Origin of the sequence: Paenibacillus sp., from assembly GCF_048976745.1 — a bacterium.
Lineage (GTDB): Bacteria > Bacillota > Bacilli > Paenibacillales > Paenibacillaceae > Paenibacillus.
Genome location: NZ_JBHGUU010000012.1, coordinates 225,136 through 249,777 on the forward strand (window position 1 = coordinate 225,136; position 24,642 = coordinate 249,777).

General features: G+C 47.8%; 24 protein-coding genes. 16 read left to right on the forward strand and 8 right to left on the reverse strand.

Annotated elements, in window-relative coordinates; translation table 11 throughout:
- Positions 1-28 precede the first annotated feature (28 nt).
- From ACE3K2_RS20135 to ACE3K2_RS20160, 6 genes are all read right to left on the reverse strand, one after another.
- Positions 29-976, reverse strand: a complete 948-nt coding sequence (locus tag ACE3K2_RS20135) for a TetR/AcrR family transcriptional regulator (RefSeq protein ID WP_421894180.1) — start codon at positions 974-976, stop codon at positions 29-31.
- A 113-nt stretch (positions 977-1,089) separates the two neighbouring features.
- Positions 1,090-1,233, reverse strand: a complete 144-nt coding sequence (locus ACE3K2_RS20140; protein ID WP_421894183.1) for a hypothetical protein — start codon at positions 1,231-1,233, stop codon at positions 1,090-1,092.
- 209 nt (positions 1,234-1,442) lie between these two features.
- Complete coding sequence (locus ACE3K2_RS20145) at positions 1,443-1,757, reverse strand: DMT family transporter (RefSeq protein WP_062836933.1); 315 nt, start codon at positions 1,755-1,757, stop codon at positions 1,443-1,445.
- The gene (locus ACE3K2_RS20150) at positions 1,757-2,098 is read right to left on the reverse strand and encodes a DMT family transporter (protein WP_091036235.1); all 342 of its coding nucleotides are present in this window, start codon (positions 2,096-2,098) and stop codon (positions 1,757-1,759) included. Before ACE3K2_RS20150 ends, ACE3K2_RS20145 begins: the two co-directional genes overlap by 1 nt.
- Positions 2,095-2,718 (reverse strand): TetR/AcrR family transcriptional regulator, encoded by a 624-nt coding sequence (locus ACE3K2_RS20155; protein ID WP_421894187.1) that lies wholly within the window; start codon positions 2,716-2,718, stop codon positions 2,095-2,097. The genes ACE3K2_RS20150 and ACE3K2_RS20155 overlap by 4 nt, the downstream gene beginning before the upstream one ends.
- A gap of 123 nt (positions 2,719-2,841) precedes the next feature.
- A complete protein-coding gene (locus ACE3K2_RS20160) occupies positions 2,842-4,317 on the reverse strand; it encodes a phospholipase D family protein (RefSeq protein ID WP_421894189.1) in 1,476 nt (491 codons plus the stop codon).
- Positions 4,318-4,584: 267 nt separating this feature from the next.
- On the opposite strand from ACE3K2_RS20160, the gene ACE3K2_RS20165 reads away from it, so the two are divergent.
- From ACE3K2_RS20165 to fni, 9 genes are all read left to right on the forward strand, one after another.
- Positions 4,585-5,532, forward strand: coding sequence for a MerR family transcriptional regulator (locus ACE3K2_RS20165; RefSeq protein ID WP_421894192.1), 948 nt, complete (start codon positions 4,585-4,587; stop codon positions 5,530-5,532).
- A gap of 266 nt (positions 5,533-5,798) precedes the next feature.
- Positions 5,799-7,349, forward strand: a complete 1,551-nt coding sequence (locus ACE3K2_RS20170; RefSeq protein ID WP_421894195.1) for a phytoene desaturase family protein — start codon at positions 5,799-5,801, stop codon at positions 7,347-7,349.
- Entirely contained in the window at positions 7,346-8,809 is a 1,464-nt protein-coding gene (locus tag ACE3K2_RS20175; RefSeq protein WP_421894198.1) for a phytoene desaturase family protein, read from the forward strand. The genes ACE3K2_RS20170 and ACE3K2_RS20175 overlap by 4 nt, the downstream gene beginning before the upstream one ends.
- Entirely contained in the window at positions 8,806-9,678 is an 873-nt protein-coding gene (locus ACE3K2_RS20180; RefSeq protein WP_421894201.1) for a phytoene/squalene synthase family protein, read from the forward strand. Before ACE3K2_RS20175 ends, ACE3K2_RS20180 begins: the two co-directional genes overlap by 4 nt.
- Positions 9,678-10,445 (forward strand): carotenoid biosynthesis protein, encoded by a 768-nt coding sequence (locus tag ACE3K2_RS20185; protein ID WP_421894204.1) that lies wholly within the window; start codon positions 9,678-9,680, stop codon positions 10,443-10,445. The genes ACE3K2_RS20180 and ACE3K2_RS20185 overlap by 1 nt, the downstream gene beginning before the upstream one ends.
- On the forward strand, positions 10,414-11,175 hold the full coding sequence (locus ACE3K2_RS20190) for a lysophospholipid acyltransferase family protein (protein WP_421894207.1): 762 nt from the start codon (positions 10,414-10,416) through the stop codon (positions 11,173-11,175). The genes ACE3K2_RS20185 and ACE3K2_RS20190 overlap by 32 nt, the downstream gene beginning before the upstream one ends.
- A 1-nt stretch (position 11,176) precedes the next feature.
- Entirely contained in the window at positions 11,177-12,325 is a 1,149-nt protein-coding gene (locus ACE3K2_RS20195) for a glycosyltransferase (protein WP_421894209.1), read from the forward strand.
- Positions 12,322-13,803: a phytoene desaturase family protein gene (locus tag ACE3K2_RS20200; RefSeq protein WP_421894212.1), complete on the forward strand. Its 1,482-nt coding sequence runs from the start codon at positions 12,322-12,324 to the stop codon at positions 13,801-13,803. The genes ACE3K2_RS20195 and ACE3K2_RS20200 overlap by 4 nt, the downstream gene beginning before the upstream one ends.
- A gap of 324 nt (positions 13,804-14,127) precedes the next feature.
- Entirely contained in the window at positions 14,128-15,195 is a 1,068-nt protein-coding gene (gene fni, locus ACE3K2_RS20205; RefSeq protein ID WP_421894215.1) for a type 2 isopentenyl-diphosphate Delta-isomerase, read from the forward strand.
- Between the two features lie 150 nt (positions 15,196-15,345).
- On the opposite strand, the gene ACE3K2_RS20210 is transcribed toward fni, so the two are convergent.
- Positions 15,346-15,798, reverse strand: coding sequence for a hypothetical protein (locus ACE3K2_RS20210; RefSeq protein ID WP_421894218.1), 453 nt, complete (start codon positions 15,796-15,798; stop codon positions 15,346-15,348).
- Positions 15,799-15,870: 72 nt separating this feature from the next.
- Entirely contained in the window at positions 15,871-16,302 is a 432-nt protein-coding gene (locus ACE3K2_RS20215) for a hypothetical protein (protein WP_421894221.1), read from the reverse strand.
- A 215-nt stretch (positions 16,303-16,517) separates the two neighbouring features.
- On the opposite strand from ACE3K2_RS20215, the gene ACE3K2_RS20220 reads away from it, so the two are divergent.
- From ACE3K2_RS20220 to spoIIR, 7 genes are all read left to right on the forward strand, one after another.
- Entirely contained in the window at positions 16,518-16,988 is a 471-nt protein-coding gene (locus ACE3K2_RS20220) for a GNAT family N-acetyltransferase (protein WP_421894224.1), read from the forward strand.
- Positions 16,989-17,109: 121 nt separating this feature from the next.
- A complete protein-coding gene (gene ychF, locus ACE3K2_RS20225; RefSeq protein ID WP_076332544.1) occupies positions 17,110-18,210 on the forward strand; it encodes a redox-regulated ATPase YchF in 1,101 nt (366 codons plus the stop codon).
- 523 nt (positions 18,211-18,733) lie between these two features.
- Entirely contained in the window at positions 18,734-19,801 is a 1,068-nt protein-coding gene (gene prfA, locus ACE3K2_RS20230; protein WP_091036276.1) for a peptide chain release factor 1, read from the forward strand.
- 24 nt (positions 19,802-19,825) lie between these two features.
- Positions 19,826-20,710, forward strand: coding sequence for a peptide chain release factor N(5)-glutamine methyltransferase (prmC, locus tag ACE3K2_RS20235; RefSeq protein ID WP_421894324.1), 885 nt, complete (start codon positions 19,826-19,828; stop codon positions 20,708-20,710).
- A gap of 85 nt (positions 20,711-20,795) precedes the next feature.
- Positions 20,796-22,016: an FtsW/RodA/SpoVE family cell cycle protein gene (locus ACE3K2_RS20240; RefSeq protein WP_421894228.1), complete on the forward strand. Its 1,221-nt coding sequence runs from the start codon at positions 20,796-20,798 to the stop codon at positions 22,014-22,016.
- 320 nt (positions 22,017-22,336) lie between these two features.
- Positions 22,337-23,557, forward strand: a complete 1,221-nt coding sequence (locus ACE3K2_RS20245; RefSeq protein WP_421894231.1) for an FtsW/RodA/SpoVE family cell cycle protein — start codon at positions 22,337-22,339, stop codon at positions 23,555-23,557.
- A 255-nt stretch (positions 23,558-23,812) separates the two neighbouring features.
- Positions 23,813-24,472: a stage II sporulation protein R gene (gene spoIIR, locus ACE3K2_RS20250; RefSeq protein ID WP_421894234.1), complete on the forward strand. Its 660-nt coding sequence runs from the start codon at positions 23,813-23,815 to the stop codon at positions 24,470-24,472.
- Positions 24,473-24,642 lie beyond the last annotated feature (170 nt).

Here is a 24,642-nt window from a genome sequence, read left to right on the forward strand (position 1 = left end):
GGTTTCTTCTCCTCTCTGTTTCTCCTGTTTATGTGTGTGACGAGTCAGCTTGGATGAACCGGCTATACATGGCATCCAAAATATGCTGAAGCTCGGAGTGCAAGGCTTGAATGGCAGTTACGTTCTCCAGATTGTGCATCATGCCCAGAATAATGGCACGCCGCGGCGTGAATTCCATCATCTCCTGCCTGAGAATGGCAATGGTTTCAAGTACATCATTCTTCGGTTGCCCTGGTGGCAACTCGGAGGCAGCGATATCCTGCATTTGCTTGATAATATGAATAGGGTGCCGCATCACTGTGGAATCCGGTTGGGACTCCGTAATCCAGGCAGGCCAGTCCTCCAAAGGAATCAAAGGCAAAGGTCGCTGTTTAAGAAAGCCGTGCGCTGCATAGTCCATCATTTGAAGTAAATTGGTTGCCATTTTGGTAACGGTCAGGGATGGCATCTCTGTAAACCAGATTTTGACGTAGGAGAGGAACAGCCCTTGTGTCAGCAAAATAAGGTCAATCGTATAAGGTTCAATCTCCGATCCGTACTGCTCCTCCAGCTTATCCTTAAACCAATGTAAGGTACGGACCTCCAGATCTCTTTGCAGCGGATGGCATTGTTCCTTGCGTTGTTTCTCATCATCCATCATCATGCTGCGCATCTGTACCCGCAAAAATTCCTTGAGTTCGGATACGTGGATGAGCAGTGTCTCGATCTGCTTTTGCAGACGTTCTCGCGAGGTGAGGCTGGTTTCATGCTCAATCTGTGTCATTTCGTCCATTAGTGTGTACATGCAATACTCCAGAGTGCTCTCTTCCAATTCCTCTTTGGATTTGAACATGGTATAGAGGCTACCCTTGGACATCCCGCATAATTCTGCAATCTCTTGCATGGAAGTTGCAGCACTGCCTTTGGATGAAAATAACTTGAGTGCTGTAGTAATGATGAGTTTTTTCTTCTCATTCATCTCATGTATAGGGTTCATTAACGATACATTCACCTCATCAGGGAACTTGTGAGTTCTTGAATTGACTTTAGGGTCAAACCAAGTATAAACGATCTGGTTGAAGGAATTCAAATGGGAGTAAATTGGAAAAATTAGAGTGGGTGGTTTTCTCCAGTGAAGGCGTATAAGGCGAGTATAATAATGGCGATAAGTGCAATGAGATAGAAGATGGAGATGGCGATCAGAAAGGCATACCCTGTATAAGAACCCATGCGTGCCAATAATTTTTTCATCATGACGACTTCCTTTCTTACGTAGCAAAGTATAGAGAGGTTTCCTATTTCTATCATAACCCAAAAAAGACGACTTCCTGATCGAAGTCGTCTGATTTATATTACTCATTTAATAGATATCATAATGGAGGCTAACAGTTACATGATAACAGCGATCGGAAAGTAGTACTGCAATCGGAGTTATTATAAAGTGCTACTTCATTTCGTTCCGCTTATGTGATCAGTTTCAGACCAACAGCTGCCACCAAAATCATTGCAATAAACAGGATGCGCTTCGCTTCTTTTCGTTCACCAAACAGGAACATGCCTGTTAACGTACTGCCTACCGTCCCGATCCCGGTCCACACTGCATACGCTGTGCCCATGGGAATGGACGTCATGGCGTAGGACAACAGCGAGAAGCTGAACACAAATGATACCAGCATCAGTACGATATAAGGCCATCCTTTGCGAGTCGAAGCACCATTAATACCTATCACGCCAAAAATTTCACATATACCTGCACCTACAATTGCCATCCAAGCCATTATGCCGCACCTCCTTGAGCTTCTTGCTGATCGGTAACCAGCTTCAGTCCAATTACGCCGCAGAGCAGCAGGCCAATAAGCAATACTTTGGCCAAGCGGAACGGCTCGCCGAACAGTACCATTTCCGTAAGGACGGTACCTGCCGTACCAATTCCCGTAAAGACCGCATATACCGTACCCACAGGCAGTCTTTTGGATGCAGCAATGATCAGTCCAAAGCTGATCACGATGGCAATTCCCGTCAAAGTCCACTCCCAGGCATTAGAAGCATGTTTCAGACCGCTTACCCAGACAATCTCAATAATTCCACCGATAAATACATATAACCAGTTGCGGTTCATGTTGTTGAATCTCCTTCCGGCACAACGTGTTGTGCCTCTTCGTTCAGATGATGAATCCCATGCCAAAAGACAGGCCAAGATGCTTCCAATCGTCTCCTGTACCGACGTGGACTTCCATAGATAATCTCTACGGTAATACCGTCGAGAAACGTCATAAATGCAATGGCAGCCTGTTCCGCGGGAATGGCCGGAATATCTCCATGACGCATTGCCCGTTGCAGCAGACGAGTTAGTGCGCGTTCCATGCCGTCAATAAATGGATACACTTGATCCATCACTTCGCCATAAAGAGAAAGTGGTGGATAAAAACAATTACGCAACATTAATCGAGCCGAAGCATGGGCATTATATTCTTGTTCGAACCAGACCAGCAAGCCTTTCAACCTCTGCTCCAATGGCAGATCTTCATGATCACGGAAATATTCCAGTGTGTGCCGTTTTACCTCGTGAAAAGCAAAGGACAGGGTATGCAAAAATAAGTCATCTTTGCAACTAAAATGTGCATATATGGACGGTTTTTTAATCCCAACTTCATCAGCAATAGCCCTCAGAGAGGCGCCTTCATAACCATCTCTGGCAAAATGGAACAGGGCTGCATCCCGAATGGATTGTGCAGTCATTCAATCACCTTCCTAACGGTCGTTAGGTAATTATATTTTCACATTTTACATCCCCTGTCAATAAAAAAACCACCTGCACAGTAGAGTGCAGGCGGACATCAGAGGTTTGAATGAGCTTTATAATCAAAAGGTCGTTAGACCCAGAATCAGTTGCAGCTTATACAGGATACCTTTCAAAAACGTAGTCTTCTCCTGAAACTCATCCAGGTTTAACGTAAACTCGGCATCATCATTATTCCAGATACGCTCAAAATAATTCGCGATATCAAGCGTGAACTTATTGTCTGGAGGAGCAGCAACCCATAGATCATTCTCCAGATTGTAGTCATTCATGTTTCGGGGTGTAAAGTTGGTTGAGCCGCCAAGGACAATATGGTCTCCGGTAGCTTTGGCAATATAGATCATCTTCGTATGATATTGCTCCTTGGTGGTGTTATACCAGCGGATCTGAATTTTACCGTCGGATTTATCATGCAATTCAGCGGCGACAGGACGGTTCGGAATGCCGATCTTTTCCTGACCAAAGGCATTTTCATTTGGATCAAGCACTAAACGGATCTCGGTTCCTCGTTTTGCTGCTTCCAGCAGGGCTTCCAATACTTTTGGAGAGGCCACATAGAACATGCCCATCCATAAAGTATCACCTTTGCTTGCCTGATTGATCTCATGGAGTACAGCGTCATTCACTTTGCCTTCCGTTAAATAGCGTATTCGTATATCTCCCGTGTTTGAATCCGTGGAAGGCGCTGTGTAGGCAGGAACCTGGCCTCCGCCTGAGATGTCCAGTACAGCTTGCTCTGACTGAAGAATATCGCCAATGATTGGACCTGTTACTTCAAATGCAATGTTCGAGTGGTAGGCACTCGCATCATGTATATTGCCAGATGAGACAATGGCCCTCTTCTCACTGACAACAACTTTGCGATGATTTGCCTTCACATTGAGCAGCTTGAGATAGGAACGCATAGTGACATCCGGACCATCCGTGGCCATCAGGTTCTTGATCCAGCCCTCTCCGGATTGGCCGAACCATTGGAAAAAGGTCCGCCAGACCGCAGAGTATACGGGAGTTGAATCACGCAAAGGGTCCACGTCCGTGATGACCACATGAATGCCTGCTTGTGTCAATTGTTCCAGCAACGGATTAGGTGCTGAGTTATAGTTGGTATTTACTTCATCTGTAATGAACCAGATGTCCATATCAGGATGCTGATTTTTTTTGGCGATCAGAGCTTTGGTGAATTCAGTACTCACGGGAGGAAAGTTCTGTCCCTTGTGCTGATAATTATTGAACAGGAACATATCCACCAGGATAAACTGCTCTGCTTCCTCTACAATCTGCATCATGCGCTGGAAGATCTGCTGTTCGTGCTGCATCTGTCCGTCGGAGGAAGGATAAGTGAGATCATGCAGGAAATCGACTTGATCCACATGGTACTCTGGACTTTCGTAGGAAATGCCCGATGGTAATGGTTTATAAGTCTGATAGAGCATGACGGCGATGAGCCATAGGACCAATAGGGTGATCCCTGTTCGTATGTATGGAAATTTGCCGCGTGAAGACTTGCGGTCGGATGTATGGCGGCGCAATGAGACCAACGCTGGACTCCCCCTTCTGTACTTGCTGACTTCTATTACCACACGGATGATCACGTTGACGCAGGAGAACCCGGTTGAATAACGAATATAGCCGTAAAATGCATATAGCAAAATTGGCAGGATGCAATCGACAGGTGTCTGAGCGTTGTGTATAATGAGTGTATTATTTTTGTAGAATGTTAGGGTTTTCATATGCCTGACAAGGACGGGGAACCAATGATATAACCTGTGAAATCTGGACATTTAGGAAAGAAAGTGGGTAATAAGGTGTATTCCATCAAACAAGTCGCAGCCATGCTCGGTATCCCGACGGTAACGCTCCGGGCTTGGGAGAATCGGTATAGTGCGGTCACCCCTGAGCGGACGGAATCGGGTTATCGAATGTATACCGAAGAGAATGTTGCGGATCTGCGCTGGTTAAAAGAACAGGTAGAGCTACATCAGACCAATATCTCGGAAGCGGTACGGATGTTAAAACAAAACAAATTAAACCCACCCGAGGAGGCTGTGCCTATTCCGATCATGGCTCCGGTGCCTACGATGGAAGAAGCCTACGCACGCATGGCAGATCAGATCTATGACTCGCTCTACAACTTTCAGGGTGAACGTGCCAATGGTTTGATTGATTTTGGTTTCACCATGTACGGGTATGACTCGATGTTCTATCATGTGCTGGTGCCCATACTGGTTCGGGTTGGAGATGCATGGGAGCAAGGCAGGGCTTCAGTGGCTCAGGAACACTTCATGACTCAGCTGATATCACAGCGGTTTTATCAGTTTTTCCATCTGTTCCCGATCTATCCGCATTTGCCCAAAGTTCTGGCGTTGTGTCCGGAAGGAGAGCATCATCAGGTTGGGTTGTTGCTGTTCTCTCTCTTTATGCGTAAAAATGGAGCGGAAGTACTGTATCTCGGTGCAAACACGCCAGAAGAAGGTATCTTCCCAATTATCCGGGAGCAGAAGATCAAGTTGGTCTGTCTTTCGATCACAAGTACGGGGCTTCTTGAACGATGTGATCAGCTTATAGACCGGATTAAAAACGAGTTTCCGGATATTCGATTCGTACTTGGTGGTAAGGGCTATGAGCGTGCAGAACATGCTCGTTACCCGCAGTGGATTATGCCAGAGGATTCAGCAGATTGGCAGTCATGGATAGAACGTGAGTACCTCGCAGATCGACCACCTGGTACGAGGTTTGGACAGGCAAATAATTAAACATATCTTATCATTTAATGAATAGGTTAGTGTATACAGGACATCCTTTGACGAAGTGATCAAAGGATGTTTTTTTTTCGTTTATAAATGGAGTATTCCTGTATTTTGACCGGTGGGTCATTTTTTGGTTTACAAGGTCGTATAATATTTGTATTATATTTGTATAATGTTTTTGCTAGTTACCGCTTAAAGTGTTCTTGGGCGGTTTAATAATAGGTTAGGGGCTAGAGAACTATAGGAATTCCCTACATAGAGAGGTGAGTGGCATGATACCGAATCAACAACGCAAACGTGCAGCTGTTATTGGCGCAGGTCCGGGTGGACTTGCAGCAGCGATGTTATTGTCCGGTCAGGGGTACGAAGTAGATGTGTATGAGAAACAGCCAGTCATCGGGGGGCGTTCTGCCAGATTGGAACTGGGTGAATATCGATTCGACCGGGGTGCTACATTTTTGATGATGCCTCAGCTGATTGAAGAGATGTTCGACGTGGTAGGACGCAAGTTATCCGATTATGTGCATATGAAAGAACTAACCCCACTGTACGCACTGAACTTTGGTGATAAGGTGTTCACGCCTTCTCGGAATCGGGAAGATACAGCTGCACAGATTAAGGAATTGTTTCCAGGCAATGAAGACAATTACCTTCGGTTCATGCAAGAAGAAGAAGTGAAATTTGGCAAAGTCATGCCTTTGCTCCGCCGTCCTTTTGGCAAGCTGACAGACTATTTGCGCAAAGATGCGGTAACAGCTCTACCCAAGCTTGATGTCCATAATACGGTCTACGGGATCTTGTCCCGCTATTTTACAGATGAGCGTCTACGCTGGGCATTTACATTCCAATCCAAATACCTCGGCATGTCTGCCTGGGATTGTCCGGGTACCTTTACCATACTATCGTTCATCGAGCATCACTACGGGTTGTTCCACCCCATTGGCGGTGTGAATCGGATCTTCCAGGCCATGGCTGATGTCGTGGAAGAATACGGTGGACGCATACATACGTCCACCCCGGTGAAACAGGTTATCGTTCGCAATGGTCGTGCAGAAGGTGTATTGCTGGAAAACGGTGAACGCATCGAAGCGGACCATGTGGTTGTGAACGCCGACTTCGCACATGCGGTGAACCATCTGTTCGAACCGGGCGTACTTAAGAAATATACCCCGGAGAAAATGAAACGCAAAAAGTACTCCTGCTCTACAGCGATGCTGTATCTGGGTGTGGATGGTGAAGTGGACCTGCCGCATCACTCGATTTATTTTCCAGAAGACTATCGGTTGAACGTTGATGAGATTACAAAGCACAAAATGTTGTCAGCCGATCCATCTCTATATATTCATAACCCTTCCAGACTTGATTCGACGCTGGCACCGGAAGGGAAATCGGCTCTATATGTTCTCATGCCTACACCTAACCTTACCGCAGACATTGATTGGGATGCAGAACGGGAGAATGTGCAGGAGGCCATGATGAAACGCATGGAGGGCATTCCTGAGCTGGCAGACATTCGCAGCCGGATTGAAGAATGTATGCTGTTCACCCCGCTAGATTGGGAGACTGAACTGGATGTGTACCGCGGAGCCACATTTAATATGGCACATAACTTGGGTCAGATGATGTACTTGCGTCCTCATAACCAGTTTGAAGAATTGAAAAGTGTATGGCTGGTGGGCGGCGGAACACATCCGGGCAGCGGGTTGCCAACGATCTTTGAGTCGGCTCGAATTAGCGTGAGGCTGATCCAGGAAGAGGACGCGCGCACACGCTCCAAACCATCCTCGTATGTGAAGACGGCAGAAGCTGGAGGACATTCATGAAGCGGGCCGCTATTGTAGGTGCAGGGATTGGCGGACTTACTTCTGCACTGTTGTTGAATCGTCAAGGGTGGGATGTCACTGTGTATGAACGGGGGTCCCGTGTTGGCGGACGCATTGGTTATGAGCAGGAAGGGGAGTATCGAATCGATCAGGGACCAACCATTGTGCTTTTGCCGGAGATGTTACTTGGCATATTGGAGGAAGCAGGCGTAGATCGTTCGAAGATTGAGTTGCTTCGCTGTGATCCGTTATACAGAGTGCATTACCACAGTGGTCGGGTCATGACCAAGATGACGTCACGTGAAGAGCAGACGGCGGAGATTGAACGTTTGTTCCCGGGAGAGAGCCGGGGATTCACACGATTCATGAAAGATATGGACACGTTGTTTCCGGCAGGACGTGCAGCGTTCCTGGAAAGGTCTTTTCCGCGCAAAAGAGATTTCTTCACACCATCTCTCATGTCACTCATGGGTAGATTGCGTGCACACAAAAGTGTCCGGAAAGCGGTAGGCGATTATTTTCAGCACGAGGAACTGCTCGACGCTTATTCTCTGCAAAGTCTATACATCGGTGGGTCACCGTTCGGGACCCCAGGCATCTATTCCCTTTTGCCTTATGCGGAGCATGAATATGGTATCTGGATGGTCAAAGGTGGATACGCAGCATTGCCGGCTATTCTGGAGCAGGAACTGATATCACGTGGTGGACGGGTCGTGTTGAATGCGGAAGTTACCGGGCTCACGATTAAAAATGGTGTATGTGAAGGTATAGAAACGGCAGCAGGCGCAGAAAATGTGGATGCAGTTATCTACAATGGTGATTTCCCCCATCTGTCAGGTTTGCTTGGACAGTCATCAGAGGTAGCGCGCAAAAGAAAGCCGTATCGTCCCTCCTCCGGATGTGTATTGCTCTATGTGGGCGTAGACAAAACCTGGGAAGACGCAACGACGCACCAGTTCTTCCTGCCACCGAGTCTTGAAGGCAGTTTACAGGAAGTGTTTAATCAGCGAAGCATTCCGGCAAAGTCGTCATTTTACGTATTTAATCCGGTCGCATTGGATGAAACTGCAGCCCCTCAAGGGCAGAGTGTATTATATTTCCTCATTCCGGTGCCCGATGCTCAAGGTGTCGACTGGGACCAAGAGAGCGAAGCATTGGCAGAACGAGTACTGGAAGAAGCGGAGCAACGTGGATTCCCGGGACTTCGGGCAGCGATCAAATGGAAAAAGGTGCGTACACCCGCTGACGCAGAGCGAGACGGGCTCTATGGGGGCGGAAGCTTCGGAATTGCGCCAGTATTGTTCCAATCCGGTGTATATCGACCACAACCCAAACCATTCCCCAATATACAGGGATTATATGCCGCAGGAGCATCTGTACATCCTGGAGGCGGAGTGCCAATTGTGATGCAGAGTGCACGTATGGCTGTCAATCAACTCATGAAGGAGATGGGAACATGAATGAAGCGATTTTGAGCAGGTGTGAAGAATTGATGCAAAAGGGTTCTTCCTCTTTTTATCAGGCTTTTAGAGGGCTGCCTAGTCCACGTCGGGAAGCGGTATATGTCATTTATGCTTTCTGCCGCATGATTGATGACAGTGTGGATGAACCGGAACAATCGGCTTATACGATTCACGAGATCCATGACTTATTTGATCGTCTGGATGAAGCGGAAGGACACTTTATCTGGCCAGCACTGAGATGGTTGTTCAGCAGTTTCCCTCATCTGGATAAGGGACCATTCTTCCGTCAGATGGAAGGTCAGCTCACGGATCTTAAAGTGACGCATTATGCAACGATGCAGGAACTGGAGCATTATTGTTATCTGGTAGCGGGCACTGTAGGCGAGATGTTGTTGCCTGTATTGCGGGATGACAACGGCGCGGAAGTAGCCGTAAACGGGATCGCGTTGGGTAAAGGGATGCAGATCGTTAATATTATTCGGGATGTTGGTGAAGATCGGGCCAGAGTGCGCCGGTATGTTCCGCTGGAAATCATGGAGAAGCATGGTTACTCCGAGCAAGATTTTGAAGACGGGGTCGTGGACGAACGTTTTATTGCCATTATTCATGAATTAAAAGCTGCAGCATTGAACTGGTTCCGTATTGGCATGGATCGTCTGGATACGTACCCAACGGAAAGTGCGTTTTCCATCGAGCTGGCAGCAGCCTTTTACTCCACCATTCTCCACGCGGTTGAACGCAACGACTATGACGTATATACCAAACGGGCATATGTTAGTGATGAATTGAAACTGGAGATGCTGGGTGCGATTATGAAACGTTACCCGATGCTGGCCTATCAAGCCTCCCGAACGGCGGTATCCTGATGATCCAGTGGCTCTACTGGGCGTGGTATGTCATTGGAGCAACCTTGATGCTGACAATCGGCGTGCCGGACGTGTTGTCCTTTTCCAATGGTTTATTCTTAATTTTCTATGCGTTGTATGTGCTGGATCTGATCTATCAGGGGCGTAATCGGACAGTTCTGTCCGACCAGTCAGTCATCTGGATGAAACCCGGACTCTGGATTTCTTCCGTAATTATCTGGCTGGGAGGCATGGGCGTGGAGTGGGTAGGGGTTCATACGCATTGGCCTTTTGGTGAGTATGCCTACTCTGACTTCTTCGGAATACATCTGTTCAGTGTACCAGTTACGCTAGGGTTTGCCTGGATCGCAGTGGTTGGTAACTCGGCACTGTTAAGTGGTGGTGGTTCAACCTGGACTGGCAAATTGCTTCGAGCAGTGAAGACCGGGTTCTGGTCGATTGTACTCGATCTGGTACTTGATCCTGTTGCACATGCGAGAGGATTCTGGGAGTGGCAGGCTCCAGGTGGATTCTACGGTGTTCCGTGGACCAATTACATAAGCTGGTTTATCATGGGTGCATTCCTGTCCCTCTTCCTTCCGGCCATGCCTAATGACCGTAGCTCATTACTGCGTGCAAAATGGCTGTATCAGCTGTTTATTCTCCTGTTCGGCCTGCTTGCCCTAAAGGAAGGGATTACGGGCAGCTTTATCATCGCTATTGCTGGTGTGCTTCTTGCCGAAGGGAGCTGGCTCTATGATTCGCGCCGTAAAATCAAAACCGTTTAATCGTATTTTTGCCTTATACAATCATTATTATCTGCTGCGTCGGCGCTTCCGCTCCTTCACGCTCACGGGTTCACTGGACCCGCAGGCGGACATCAGGGACAACTCCCCGATTGATCCGGCTCGTCCGGTGATCTACTTCATGAACCACAGCTCCTGGTGGGACGGTCTGCTGCTCTATCATGCGGCCAGGCAGACATCGCGGGGGGATCATTATGTGATGATGGAGGAGCAGCAGCTTCAGCAATATGCTTTTTTTCGTAAATTGGGTGCGTATTCGATCAATAAGGAGAGTGCGTCCGGTATTCGGACCTCTCTACAGTACACCAGTGAATTATTGGATTCAGGCAAAAGGGTATGGATTTTTCCGCAAGGAGAAATTCTGCATCAGGAGGCCAGACCGATTCAGTTCCGTTCAGGCATCGGATTGTTGCTTCGACGTTCCCCAAATGCCATCGCCGTACCCGTAACCTTGTGCCATGGGATGGTCCAGCATGATCTGCCGGAAATATCGATGCAGGCAGGCCCGCCTGTGATAGAAGATTGGAAAGCGTTGAAGAGTGAAGAGATTGCCTCCAGACTCGGCCTTATGTTGGAAAAGCAGTTAGACGATCACAGATCAGCGCTTGTACGGATGGGGCAGGGAAGTTTGCCAGATGCGCTTCCGCTAATTCGTCATGTACGTTCAACAAGTGAAAAATACGATGCCACGCGAAAGCGGGTGAACCGTTAGGATGAATGCATCTGAAATATTCTGGATTGTGCTTACATGCATACTGGGCATACAGTTGCTGTTCGCTCTATGGAACGTCTCCTGTCTGCCCAAAGTACGTTCATTCCGACCAGACAAGATACAACCACCGGACCTGCTGGTCTCGGTGCTGATTCCGGCCAGAAATGAAAGACTACATATCGAAGGATGTCTGGAAAGTGTGCTCGCGAGTGATACAACGGGATTCCGGATGGAAGTACTGGTGCTGGATGATCGCTCCGAAGATGAGACAGCGGCCATGGTACAAGCGATTGCGGATCGAGATGCACGTGTTCGTCTGCTGCATGGCGTCGATCTTCCCGAGGGCTGGATGGGGAAATCACATGCGTGTCACAGGCTGGTTCAGGAGGCCAAGGGAGAATGGTTTATGTTTGTGGATGCGGATGTGCGTCTCGAGCCAAGTGCCATTAGGCAGACTCTTGCGGCAGGATGTGAGCAGAGCGGGGGTCTGGTAACCGGTTTTCCTTATCAGGTAACGAAGACATGGATGGAAAAGCTTGTCGTACCGATGATGGTCTTTACCATCATCAGTCATCTGCCCATTTTCATGATCCGCAGATCATCCAGTCCGATGTTTGTGGCCGCTACGGGGGCTTTTTTGCTGATTCATCGCTCCAGTTACGAGGCTTCCGGCGGTCATGCTGCCATTCAGGCGCATCTGGTGGATGACATGAGTCTCGCCAAAGCAGTCAAGCGTGCAGGTCATCCGGTCATGCTGACCGATGTGCATGACGTAACAAATACCCGCATGTATCAGAACGGGGCAGAAGTATGGAACGGATATAAGAAAAACATGTACGAAGGTATGGGACGCAAAGACGTACTGCTGCTTGGTACGATGTTGATCTATACACTGATGTATATTGTGCCTCCGCTTGGCTTGATTATTGGACTCATAACGGGAAGTACGATGTCCATTCTGTATGGATTGTTAGGCACATTATTGGGTATGGCTGTGAAAAGAGTAGCGGATCATGCTGGCGGACAACCCTGGTGGCTTGCCCTTCTGCAACCGGTCAGCATGGCCTGTGTCATTGCCATCGGACTTGCTTCCTGGCAGGCAGGCCGCTCCGGCAAGGGGTATGTATGGAAAGGTAGGCGGTACAGTTGAGAGGTAACGTCATTATTATCGGTGCAGGATTTGGAGGTCTGTCGTGTGCAATAAGACTGGCTTCACAAGGTGTGCAGGTGACCATTCTGGAACGGCAGCAACATGTAGGTGGCAAGCTGCAGCAGATTGAGCGGAGCGGGTATCATTTTGACCGGGGACCAAGCACGATCACAATGCCATCGACCTTTCGTTCAGTCTTCGACCATGCGGGAGTAACGATGGAAGACTACGTACAGCTATATGAGTTAGAGCCGCGCACGCGTAATGTATTCGCAGATGGCACAGTGGTAGATTTGTCAGGTGATCGCGGGTGGATGAAAGAGCAGATCGCGGCGTACAGTCCAGAGGATGCGGCTCGTTATGATGCATTTATGGATGAGTCTGCTGCACTGTATGCGGAAGCCAATCGTCATTTTCTCGGTAAGTTGCTGCTATCTCCTTCTGACAAATACAATCTTCAGATGCTGCGCAGTCTGCTCCGCGTGCGGCCAACGGTGAAGCTGGATAAACTGCTGCGTTCGTATTTCCAACATCCGCATACGCTGGCTATGTTCGGACGGTACGCAACCTATGTGGGATCATCGCCGTATCAGTCGCCTTCGATCTTTGCCATGATGGGGCATGTGGAAGCGGAGGTGGGCATCTACGGAGTTAAAGGTGGAACCTATCAACTGATCGAAGGCATGACTCGGCTGGCACAGGAAAAAGGCGTACAGATCATTACCGGCGTAGAGGTCCGGCAGATTGTTGTGCGGAATGGGAAAGTGGCAGGCGTGGATACGGATCAGGGGTTCCGTGAAGCCGATCAGGTGGTTGCCAATGGAGATGTGCTTAGTGTGAACCGACTGCTGCTCGCACCGGAACACCGGAAAGAGATGAGCGATGCCCGCATACGGAAGTATGAGCCATCCATTTCGGGATTTGTGACGCTGGCAGGTGTGCGAAGACAATATGATGCACTGCTGCACCATACCGTCTTTTTTCCGGAACGGTATGAACCGGAGTTTGACCATATTTTCCGTGAACGTAAAATGCCCGACGATCCGACGATCTACATCTGTTATTCCGGTTATTCCGAAGCAGGCATGGCCCCGGCGGGAGCCAGTAATCTGTTCATTCTGGTTAATGCCCCCTACTTGTCGGATTCATGGGAATGGGAGCAGCAGACGGAGCGTTACGGGGAGTTTGTGTTGGAACAGTTAGCGGCCCGAGGGATTACCGGATTGAACCAATCCGATGTGCTGATCCGGTACACGCCGCGAGATATCGAACGGGATACGTTAGCGCATCAAGGTTCGATCTACGGCATCTCGTCCAACTCCGTGAAGCAGACCTTCATGCGACCGGGCAACCGAAGCAAAGATGTACAAGGACTCTGGTACGTCGGCGGAACCACGCACCCAGGAGGCGGAACCCCGATAGTGACGTTGTCCGGACAGCTTGTTGGTGAGCAATTGGCATCGGAAATTTTGAGATAAGCTCGTTGTGCAGGATGATGGAGTGAAATGTATTCTGTTGATCCATCTGCGTGTGCATCGTCTGTGCTAACCAGCTTTGAAGGTGCGACGGAAGATCCGTGTTTTTGAGTAGGCATGAATAGCGGTGCCCTGAGGATTAAGTGAGACATTTGGTAGCAGGGCATCCTTTCAATAGCTGGATTGGAACGTTATACTGGATAGAGTTATGCTGTAATGCTTATAGGATTAATGTTTTTGTCTTTTGCAAAAAGACGTATACATAGAAGTAAGGGACGGGCAGGTTATCCTGTCGATCCGCACGATTCTCACATAGGAGGTCTCATCATGAATGAACAAGAGCGAGCCGGCGAACGGCTGCTTCCCGAAGTGGCTACGGGAGAACGGAAGCTGGAACACGTGCGCCTCTGTCTTGAGGAGAATGTGGCAGGAGAAGGGGTAACCAGCGGCATGGAGCGGTATGCGTTTCGTCATCACCCACTGCCGGAACTGGATTTTGAAGAGGTGCATCTGGAGACTTCGTTTATTGGCAAAAAAGTACGTACACCCTTGCTCATCAGTTCGATGACGGGTGGAAGCAAAACAACGGGCGCCATCAATGAGCGCCTCGCGCGAGTAGCAAACGCCAGAGGCTGGGCGCTCGGCGTAGGTTCAATCCGGGCTGCCGTAGAACAGCCGGTACTGGCAAGTACCTTCGATGTGCGGCGCTGGGCACCGGACATCCCGGTCATTGCCAACCTGGGCGCGGTGCAGCTGAACTATGGCTTCACCACGGCTGATTTCCAGCGTGCCGTAGACATTGCGGGAGCGGACATGCTCGTGCTTCATCTGAACACGTTGCAGGAAGTTTTCCAGCCGGAGGGCAACACCAACTTTAGCGGACTATTTCAGCGGATTGAGAACTTGTGTCGTGAGTTAGACGTGCCTGTTGGCGTAAAAGAAGTAGGTTTTGGTATCGATGGCGTGACGGCTCAACGCCTATATGAAGCAGGTGTCGCGTTTATCGATGTGGCTGGTGCAGGCGGTACAAGTTGGGTACAGGTAGAGAAGTACCGCAACAATAACCCTGTACGCCGGGCAGCTGCTGAAGCTTTTGCAGACTGGGGCATTCCGACAGCGGAGTGTATTCAGGAAGTACGAGCGCTGAACCCTACTGGTGCCTTGATCGGCAGCGGTGGACTGTACACGGGTGTGGATGCAGCCAAAGCCCTCGCGCTCGGTGCCGACCTGGCAGGTTTTGGGCGATCTCTGCTCGAATCCGCAGTCGCTTCCGACGATGCGCTGAATGAGCGGTTGGAACAGGTGGAGTTTGAACTTCGTACCGTGATGTTTGGTATTGGCGCAGGGCGGATTGAGGATTTGAAGCAGACGGAGCGACTGGTGGAGCGGCGTTAGGCGCGGGGTTAAAATGAAGATGATATAAACTTCATTGGAATTATTTAATTATATAATTTGAGTCGACTCATATTACTTCCTATATAATCTGGAACAAAAATAGAGTAGAGGATACTTCATTAAGAAATATCCTCTACTCTATTTATTATATTAGAATTTTCGAGCGCTGATACTCATATCCATTTTATGACCTGTTGAACTGTAGATATAAAGTTTGACTTTGGTTGTACCTATGACACCTATTCTTGTTGTTTTATGAGTCCCTTTTTTGATTGGAATATCAATTGGAGAAAGATTGCCTACAGTAATCTTGACATAAATAGTATCCGTACTAGTGTTGTTAATCCAAAGATTAGAAGTCTCTCCGTTCTCAGAATTCAATGTGAATGATTTTTCATATGCATTGTAACTACTGTAGTTGAATGGTTCTATAAGTTGTATATCCAATGGAGTAACAATTGGATCATTAATGTTCTCCACAGTGATTGGAGGATTAATATAAGCATTTTTCACTCTATCCTCTAATTCAACAACACTAGCTGAATTTGCAGAAAGTAATATAGACAGAGCTAACCCTGCACCTAAAATTACGTTGAAGATCAATTTGATTCCCTCCTCTATGATAGTCGTATGTAATTATATTCCAATTTCTTACATAATCGTGTTTCTAAATTATTACATACATTCCTCTTTCACGGTGACATTCTCATTGGTTACAGTAACGTAGGAGTTACCAGACAAATATTCCGTATAACCGCAAACCGTTTTATTATAGGTTTTTCCGCGGCTGTCCGTAAACGTTAAGGAGACTGCGCCCTCCCCGGAAAGTTTCAGCTGCGGGGCGAATTTCACGTTTGATCCGCTGGAAACATCCTTATCGAATATGTAGGTGGAGCCACTCTCGTTGGTGTTATACGATTCGCCTTGAACGAGGCTAGCCTGAATATCGGTGAGATTATAGTCGGACTGATTGTGGATTGTGATTCTCAAGTGACGATAGGGATCGACTGCATTCAGCAAGCTCTTAAAGGCGACGATACCTATGACGAGTACGATGGCGGACAAGATAATGATTTTCTTTTTTGAGAATCGGCGATGTGTGTTCAATATGATCCACTCCTTTCCTTCATGAGGTATAAACGATGGGAAGAGATCAAAAGTTATAATTAAAATGGTTAAACACGAAAATTGAATTTTGAATTGTCAGAATTACTTCATGCGCCAAGCGGGAGAACAGGATACAATAATATACTAGCAGTGCAAAAAGGACTGCACAGAGATCCTACATAATGAAGATCACTCAAAATAAGGAGGGGATTAGATTGAAACTATCTCCAATGAATCAGGAAGATTATGCGAGTTTCCGCATTCGATCCATTAAGGATTTTGCACAGGAAAAAGTAGAAGCAGGCACTTGGGCGGAGGAAGAGGCGCAGCAACTGGCGGAGGAATCTTATGAACGTTATCTGCCAGAAGGCTTGGATACACCCGGAGCGTATCTCTACAATCTGGCGCATCCTGTGGATGGCAATGTGGGGTATATCTGGTTTAATATCACGGATAATCGCCGTGGGAAGGATGCCTTTTTGCTGGATATTGTAGTTGAAGAAGCGCATCGTGGTAAGGGATACGGCACAGAGACGATGGAGGCGCTGGAACAGACGGCCTTGAGTCTTGGCGTGGATCGCATTGGTTTGCATGTGTTTGGACATAATGTGCGGGCGAGCAGCCTGTATCGCAAGATGGGATATGAGGTAACGGATCTGACGATGTACAAGGAAATCAAAGGGTAAACCAATAGCGGATGGGACGCTGGTCGAATTGGCGAAGTTCCTTGATGCCTTGAGGTTTGTCATATATAATGTATAGGATTATCCATACCGAACAAGTAATCAATGAGGAGTTGTCATATACATGGCTTTGAAAGCTGGAATCGTGGGTCTGCCGAACGTTGGTAAATCTACATTGTTTAATGCAATTACACAAGCAGGTGCCGAATCGGCAAACTATCCGTTCTGTACGATTGACCCTAACGTGGGGATCGTTGAAGTACCCGATGAGCGTTTGGACAAATTGACAGAACTCGTTGTACCTAAGAAAACAGTACCAACTGCGTTTGAGTTTGTAGATATCGCTGGTCTGGTTCGCGGTGCGAGCAAAGGCGAAGGTCTGGGTAACAAGTTCCTTGCCCACATTCGTGAAGTAGATGCAATTGTACACGTGGTACGTTGCTTTGTAGATGAGAACATCACACACGTCGATGGCAAAATTGACCCGGTAAGTGATATCCAGACGATCAATCTGGAGCTGATCCTGGCCGATATCGAGAGTGTTGAGAAGAAAATCGATCGCTCCAAGAAAAACATGAAGGGCGGCAACAAGTCTGCCTCTCAAGAAGTAGAAGTGTTGGAGAGAGTGAAGGCTGTTCTGTACGATGACAAGCCAGCACGCAGCATGGAACTTACGGATGACGAGCTTCTGATTATACGCGATCTGCACTTGCTTACCCTGAAGCCTGTTCTGTACGCAGCCAATGTAGCTGAGGATGAAATCGGTGACGTGGCGAACAATGCTTACGTGCAAAAAGTAAGAGAATTCGCAGCTGCTGAAAATGCAGAAGTGGTGCCGATCAGCGCGAAGGTTGAAGAAGAGATTTCCGAGCTGGAAGGCGAAGATAAACAAATGTTCCTGGAAGAACTCGGTATTGAGGATTCCGGTCTGAACTTGTTGATCAAAGCAGCCTACAAATTGCTCGGTCTGTACACATACTTCACAGCAGGTGTGCAGGAAGTTCGTGCGTGGACGATCCGTAAAGGAACCAAAGCGCCTGGCGCAGCGGGTGTTATCCACACAGACTTTGAGCGCGGATTCATCCGGGCAGAGGTTGTTTCTTACGACGATCTGGTTGCAGCGGGTTCCATGAACGGTGCCAAAGAGCGCGGACAACTTCGTCTTGAAGGTAAAGAGTACGTTGTAAATGACGGCGACGTTATGCACTTCCGTTTCAACGTATAATTCCTAAATCATTCACTATGTTTAAATAATGGTTATAGCGGCCCTGTTATCTTCTTTGGAAGATGATGGGGCTTTTTATGTTTTTGATCGCTGTATAATGTGTACAAGTACTAGATTGATCACACGTAGTGGATATAATAAAGGAAAAGGCACAATCCGATATATGTAAAATAGAAATATTTTTGTGTTGTGCGTCGATCAGTTACTATTCAGAACCATAAGAATATGCTATAATTAAGAGTCGTATACCATGTTAAAATTCGCGATGTAACAGATGAGCTGAAGCGGGTTTCACACAGGGTACACGATTTCTTGATATCACTTTAAAAGTAAAGGATTTGATGACGTTGTAGCGATGTTATACGTCGATCATACATGAATGTGAATACATGCTGCGGTCAGGGGATTCAATGAGAATCCTGTGCGTTGTGGAATATAGATTATAGATGCAATTAATGATGAATTGAAATATTAATTGAGAATGTGATGTGTTTGGACAAAATAATGCGTGAGGTGACTATACATGTTGGATAAATTACAGGCGTTAGCCGACCGTTATGACAAATTGAGCGAGCTTTTGTGTGACCCGGATGTGGCAAGTGACAACAAAAAGCTGCGGGAATACTCCAAAGAACAATCCGATCTCCAACCAACTTATGAAGCGTACAATGAATATAAACAGGTAAGTCAGGATCTCGAAGCTGCGAAGGAAATGCAGGGGGAGAAACTGGATGATGAGATGCGCGAAATGGTCAAAATGGAAATTGACGAACTGAGCACTCGCCAGAAGGAACTGGACGAATTGATTCGTGTACTCATGCTGCCAAAAGATCCGAATGACGATAAAAACGTTATTGTGGAGATTCGCGGAGCAGCTGGTGGAGATGAAGCAGCATTGTTTGCGGCAGATCTGTATCGGATGTACACACGTTATGCAGATGCACAAGGCTGGCGTGTAGAGCTGATGGATGTTAACACCAATGATCTCGGTGGATTCAAAGAGGTTGTTTTCCTGATCAACGGACGTGGCGCTTACAGCAAAATGAAATACGAAAGCGGCGCACACCGTGTGCAGCGTATCCCAACAACCGAATCGGGCGGACGTATCCATACGTCAACTTCAACGGTTGCGGTTATGCCTGAAGCCGAAGATTTTGATATCGAAATTCATGACAAAGACATCCGTGTGGATACGTTCTGTTCCAGTGGTGCCGGTGGACAATCGGTTAATACCACAAAATCCGCAGTACGGGTAACACACGTTCCAACGGGTATCGTGGCGACGTGTCAGGATGGAAAATCACAGAACTCCAACAAGGAAAAAGCGTTGCAGGTTCTGCGTACACGTATCTTCGATATGAAACGTATGGAAGAAGAAGCAAAGATCTCTGTTGAACGGAAGAGCAAAGTGGGAACGGGTGACCGCAGTGAGCGGATTCGTACGTACAACTTCCCGCAAAGTCGTGTGACGGATCACCGTATCGGCCTGACAATGCACAAGCTGGACCAGGTGATGAACGGAGAGATTGAAGATATCTTGTCTGCACTGACCATTGCTCAGCAGACTGAAATGATGGATAGAGGAGAATAATCTGTGACCCGCGCGCAGTTTGTCATGACGCCGGAACAGAGCTGTCGGGAAGCCTTCGTGGAGGCTTCCTCTTTTTTGGAGAAGTGCGGCGTGTACGAGCCGCACAACAATGCCCGGCTGCTGCTGGAACATGTACTCGGCGTTTATGGCGCCGCGTACTACATGATGCAGCCGGAGCCTTTTCCCAGCGAGCATCGCAGCCGCTGGGAGGACGCCGTTACGCGCAAGGCTGCGGGTGAGCCGGCGCAATACATTATCGGCAGCCAGGAATTCTATGGGCTGCCGTTCGAGGTCACACCGGCCGTGCTGATTCCGCGGCCGGAGACGGAGCTGTTGGTCGAGGCTGTGCTGCGCGAAGCCGACCGCGTGTTTCCTGACGGCGCTCCGCTCGCCGTCGATATCGGCACGGGCAGTGGTGCCATCGCGGTGACGATGGCTTCACTGCGCCCGCGCTGGCAGGTCGGCGCCGGAGATCTCTCGGCGGCTGCCCTGCAAGTGGCCGCGCGGAACGCGGCCGCGAACGGGGTACAGATCGACTTCCGTGAAGGCGATCTGCTGGCCCCGTTCGCCGGGGCACGGGTGGACATCCTGGTGTCCAACCCGCCCTACATCCCGGCGGCAGATATCGCCGGGTTACAGCAAGAGGTGCGCGATCATGAGCCGCGCATGGCACTGGACGGCGGCCCGGACGGACTTGCACCGTACGGTGTTATGCTGGAGCAATTGGCGCTGCTGCCTGCGCCGCCGCAGATTATTGGTTTTGAGCTGGGCCAGGGGCAGGCTCGCGACATCGCGGCTCTGCTTGAATCGGCGGGACATTGGCCGGAAATAATCATTGTACCGGACCTTGCCGGAATCGAGCGGCATGTCCTGGGTGTTCGTACTTCGGAACAGGTGACGAAAATGTAAGGTTCCGCGGGTTTTCTTTTTACCGTGAAATCCTCTACAATGAGATATACCGAAGATTTCTGAATGCTTGGGGGAACATAATTACATGCTGCACAAATTTAAAAAGATAGACTATTCTATCGTGTTTATACTGGTTATTCTGATGGTTATCAGTATTTTGTCGATTTACAGTACAACGTTTGGTCGTCCAAAGCTGGAGGGACTCCCGAAAAGTGCAGTTATCTTTTATATTTTGGGATTCGTAGTCTTTTTTGGGATGTCGATGATCAACTATAAATTCATAATCAAAAATTATTTATATATCTATGGCGTGGGTATGCTGCTGCTCATTTTCGTAATGTTCTTTGGTAAAGAGTACTACGGGGCAAAAGGCTGGCTGTCCATCTTCGGGGTCAGTTTGCAGCCTGCTGAGTTGTTCAAGTTATGCCTGATTGTGTTTTTATCGGCCTTTTTGGCCCGAAAGAAGAATCGTCCGCTCTATTTTGGACGTGATGTTATTCCGATCTCACTCTGTGTTCTGCCGCCATTACTACTTGTATTACTTCAAAATGACTTGGGAAATGCGTTGAGTTATGTTGTCATTCTTGTGGGCCTATTATGGATCGGCAACATTAAATTTACGCATGCCCTCATTGGCTTTATTATTGCTGTGGCTACCTTTATCGGCGGTACACAGGCATATATTCATTATCATGATGAGATTGTTAAATTCCTGAATGACATTGGACGTTCGCACTGGGCGGATCGTTTTGACCCTTGGCTTGTACCAGAGCTGACCTCAAGAGATGTGCTCTGGCAGACGTATAATGCAAAACTTGCGATTGGTTCTGGCGGGATTACGGGCAAAGGGTATATGGAGGGTACGACGATTCAGTCGAATCGGGTGCCTCTGGCCTACGCTGACTCCATCTTTGTACAGATTGGGGAGGAATTTGGCTTCATCGGTGCCTCAGTATTGCTTCTCCTGTACTTTATCCTCATTCACAGGCTGGTGCTGATTGCACTGGAGTGTAAGGATCGTGCTGGCCCATATCTAATTGTGGGTATTATAGCGATGCTGCTCTACCAGATCTTTGTTAATATCGGCCCATTCATTGGTCTGATGCCGTTGACAGGGATTACGCTGCCGTTTATCAGTTCGGGTGGTACCTCCATTATGCTCAACATGATCAGTATGGGGATTGTGATGAGTATCAAGGTTCATACGGAAGAGAACGAGGATATTCTCGGCTCTGCGGAACAACCGAGTATTACCGATCTGGTGAGGAAATTGCTGAGACGCAAGCCAACCCAGCAGGAGCAGTAACGTTCTCGAATCGGAAAATCTGGGGATAACAGCGATTGGAAGGTTACTCTGTCATCGAAGTGTCAGTGTAAATAATCTGTAGTTCAACTTATATAGCTAACGATAGAACCCTGGAACAGATCAGCCCTATTCACTTAGGGATGAATGTTTTGGGGTTTTTATTGTTTTAACGGTGGGAGACAGGTCGTTGAATGATTTAATAGTCACCAGTCACCCTTAAGTGATCCGGATTTCCATTTTATTATCCAATTATATACAATGGTAATATTGAGTTCAATTGGAAATCATAGAATGTTAGATTCAGGGGGATGGACGGAATCATGGTGAGAATGTTGAAAAAGATGGACGGTGTGATTCTCTTCGTCATGCTGTTGCTTATGATTATTAGTGTATTTGCGATTTACAGCGGAACGCAGACAGATGCCAATCTGGCAAATCACCATGTCAAAACGATTTGTTTTTATGTGGCCGGGTTCATTGCGGTGCTTGTGATCGGGCTTGTGAATTACAAGTTGTACGTGAAATATGCGTTTTATTTGTATGGGTTGGGAATTATATTGCTGATTCTGGCTAATGTTCTGGGCAGTTCGATTAATAATGCTAACGGTTGGCTGAAGCTGAGCGAGAACTTTTCTTTTCAACCGGCAGAGCTGTTCAAGATGATTCTGATTCTGTTCCTCGCCCATTTAATTGTGAAGAGACAACGAGGCACGCTGCAATTTTGGAGAGATATTGTGCCGATTGGCTGCTGGGCGTTTATTCCGTTTGCCCTTGTGATGGCTCAGAATGACCTGGGAAATGCGCTGGGGTATGTGGTGATTCTGGCTGCGGTATTCTGGATCGGAAATATGAGGCTGAAGCACGTATTGATTACGATGGCGATTGTAGGAGTGGCGTTCTTTGGTTTTATTAAAGCCTATACGTTCTACCATGATGAAATATTTACTTTTCTTGAAAAGATAAAACGGGAGCATTGGGCCGAGCGAATTGATCCTTGGCTTGTACCGGAAAAGGCTACTTCCAAAGCTTCCTGGCATACCAAAAATGCAGGTTTAGCCATCGGATCAGGGGGCATCATTGGCAAAGGTTATATGCAAGGAACATCCGTTCAAAGTGGACGAGTTCCCTATACGTATTCTGATTCCATTTTTGTTGTGATCGCAGAGGAGTTTGGCTTTGTTGGTGCATCCGTACTGATTCTGCTGTACTTTATTCTGATCCACCGTATGGTGCTGATTGCTCTGAACTGCAGAGATCGCGCGGGACCCGTCATCATTGTAGGGATTATCGGAATGTTGTTGTATCAGGTATTTGAAAATGTAGGGGCTTTCCTTGGTCTGATGCCACTCACAGGTATTACGTTACCGTTCATCAGTTACGGCGGCACCTCTTTGCTCATTAATATGGCTTGTATTGGAGTGGTCATGAGCATTAAGTTGTATGGACAGGAAGAGGAGGATGAACTTCTCTTGGGGGAGCAGCAACCCCGGTTATCGGAACGTTTATGGAATATGCTCAAGAAAGAGAAAAGTGTTATGTAACGGTTGAGTTGGTGTTGTGAAAAGCATAGAGTTGGAGCGTCTAACGTAATCGTTTGTAGGAATGAAGAGGTTGATTTGCCCTGTAACCAGGTGCAGATCAGCCTTTTTAACATGATGGGTGAGAAATTATGAATGAGAGAATCGATTTAGTAGATTTATTGCAAATGCTAGGTTTACTTCCGGTTCTCCCGGGCATACTGATAGACATGAGAGAGTTGCAGGTAGCGTGATCAGAGAGCCGAGGGGGAGAATGGAATGAGCAGACGAATTGTAAAACAAATTGGACTTATTATTGTATGTCTTATGATGATTATCATGATGTGGGAAGGTCAGAAAACGGATGCAGCTGTGGCCGCCACAGCCATTCCTGAACAATCCATTCGCTTGCGTATTCTGGCAAACTCGGATGCACCGGGAGATCAATTGGTGAAACGCGAGATTCGGGATGCTGTTGTTGCTCAGATGGGCGATTGGGTAGCCGAACTGGAGAATCCGCAAAGTCTGGATGAAGCGCGCCAGGTCATTCGTGAACATTTGTCCGAGATTGAGAATAGAGTAGGAGAAGAGCTGGCGAGTCGTGGCTTGCATTATGCTTATCAGGTGGAACTGGGTTCTGTTCCGTTCCCGACCAAACTATATGGGGGTACCGTCTATCCTGCGGGAGATTATGAAGCGGTTCGGATTACACTGGGTGAGGGCAAGGGTCAGAACTGGTGGTGTGTGTTGTTCCCGCCGCTGTGTTTCATTGATGCAGGGACCGGGGATGCACTGGCGAAACCTTCAACCGTATCGGCCGCAGCCGCTGAACCCGGAGATGCAGAGGCATCTGTACAGGGAGGTACACCAGAGGCAAGATTCTTTCTGTGGGATATGGCTGTGAAACTGTGGAGTTGGGTAACTGGATTATTCGTATAACAACGTAATTATACTATATTTTAGGGCAACTTCGATTCAGGAAGCTGCCCTTTTGATATGAATGGGTGGCGAAGTTACAGTGAGACTCATGCGTAGAGCGAAGTGTGAAGGGCATCCGAAGCGAGACAGGTATGTTATAATTACTTATATTGAATATGGATATGAAGCGA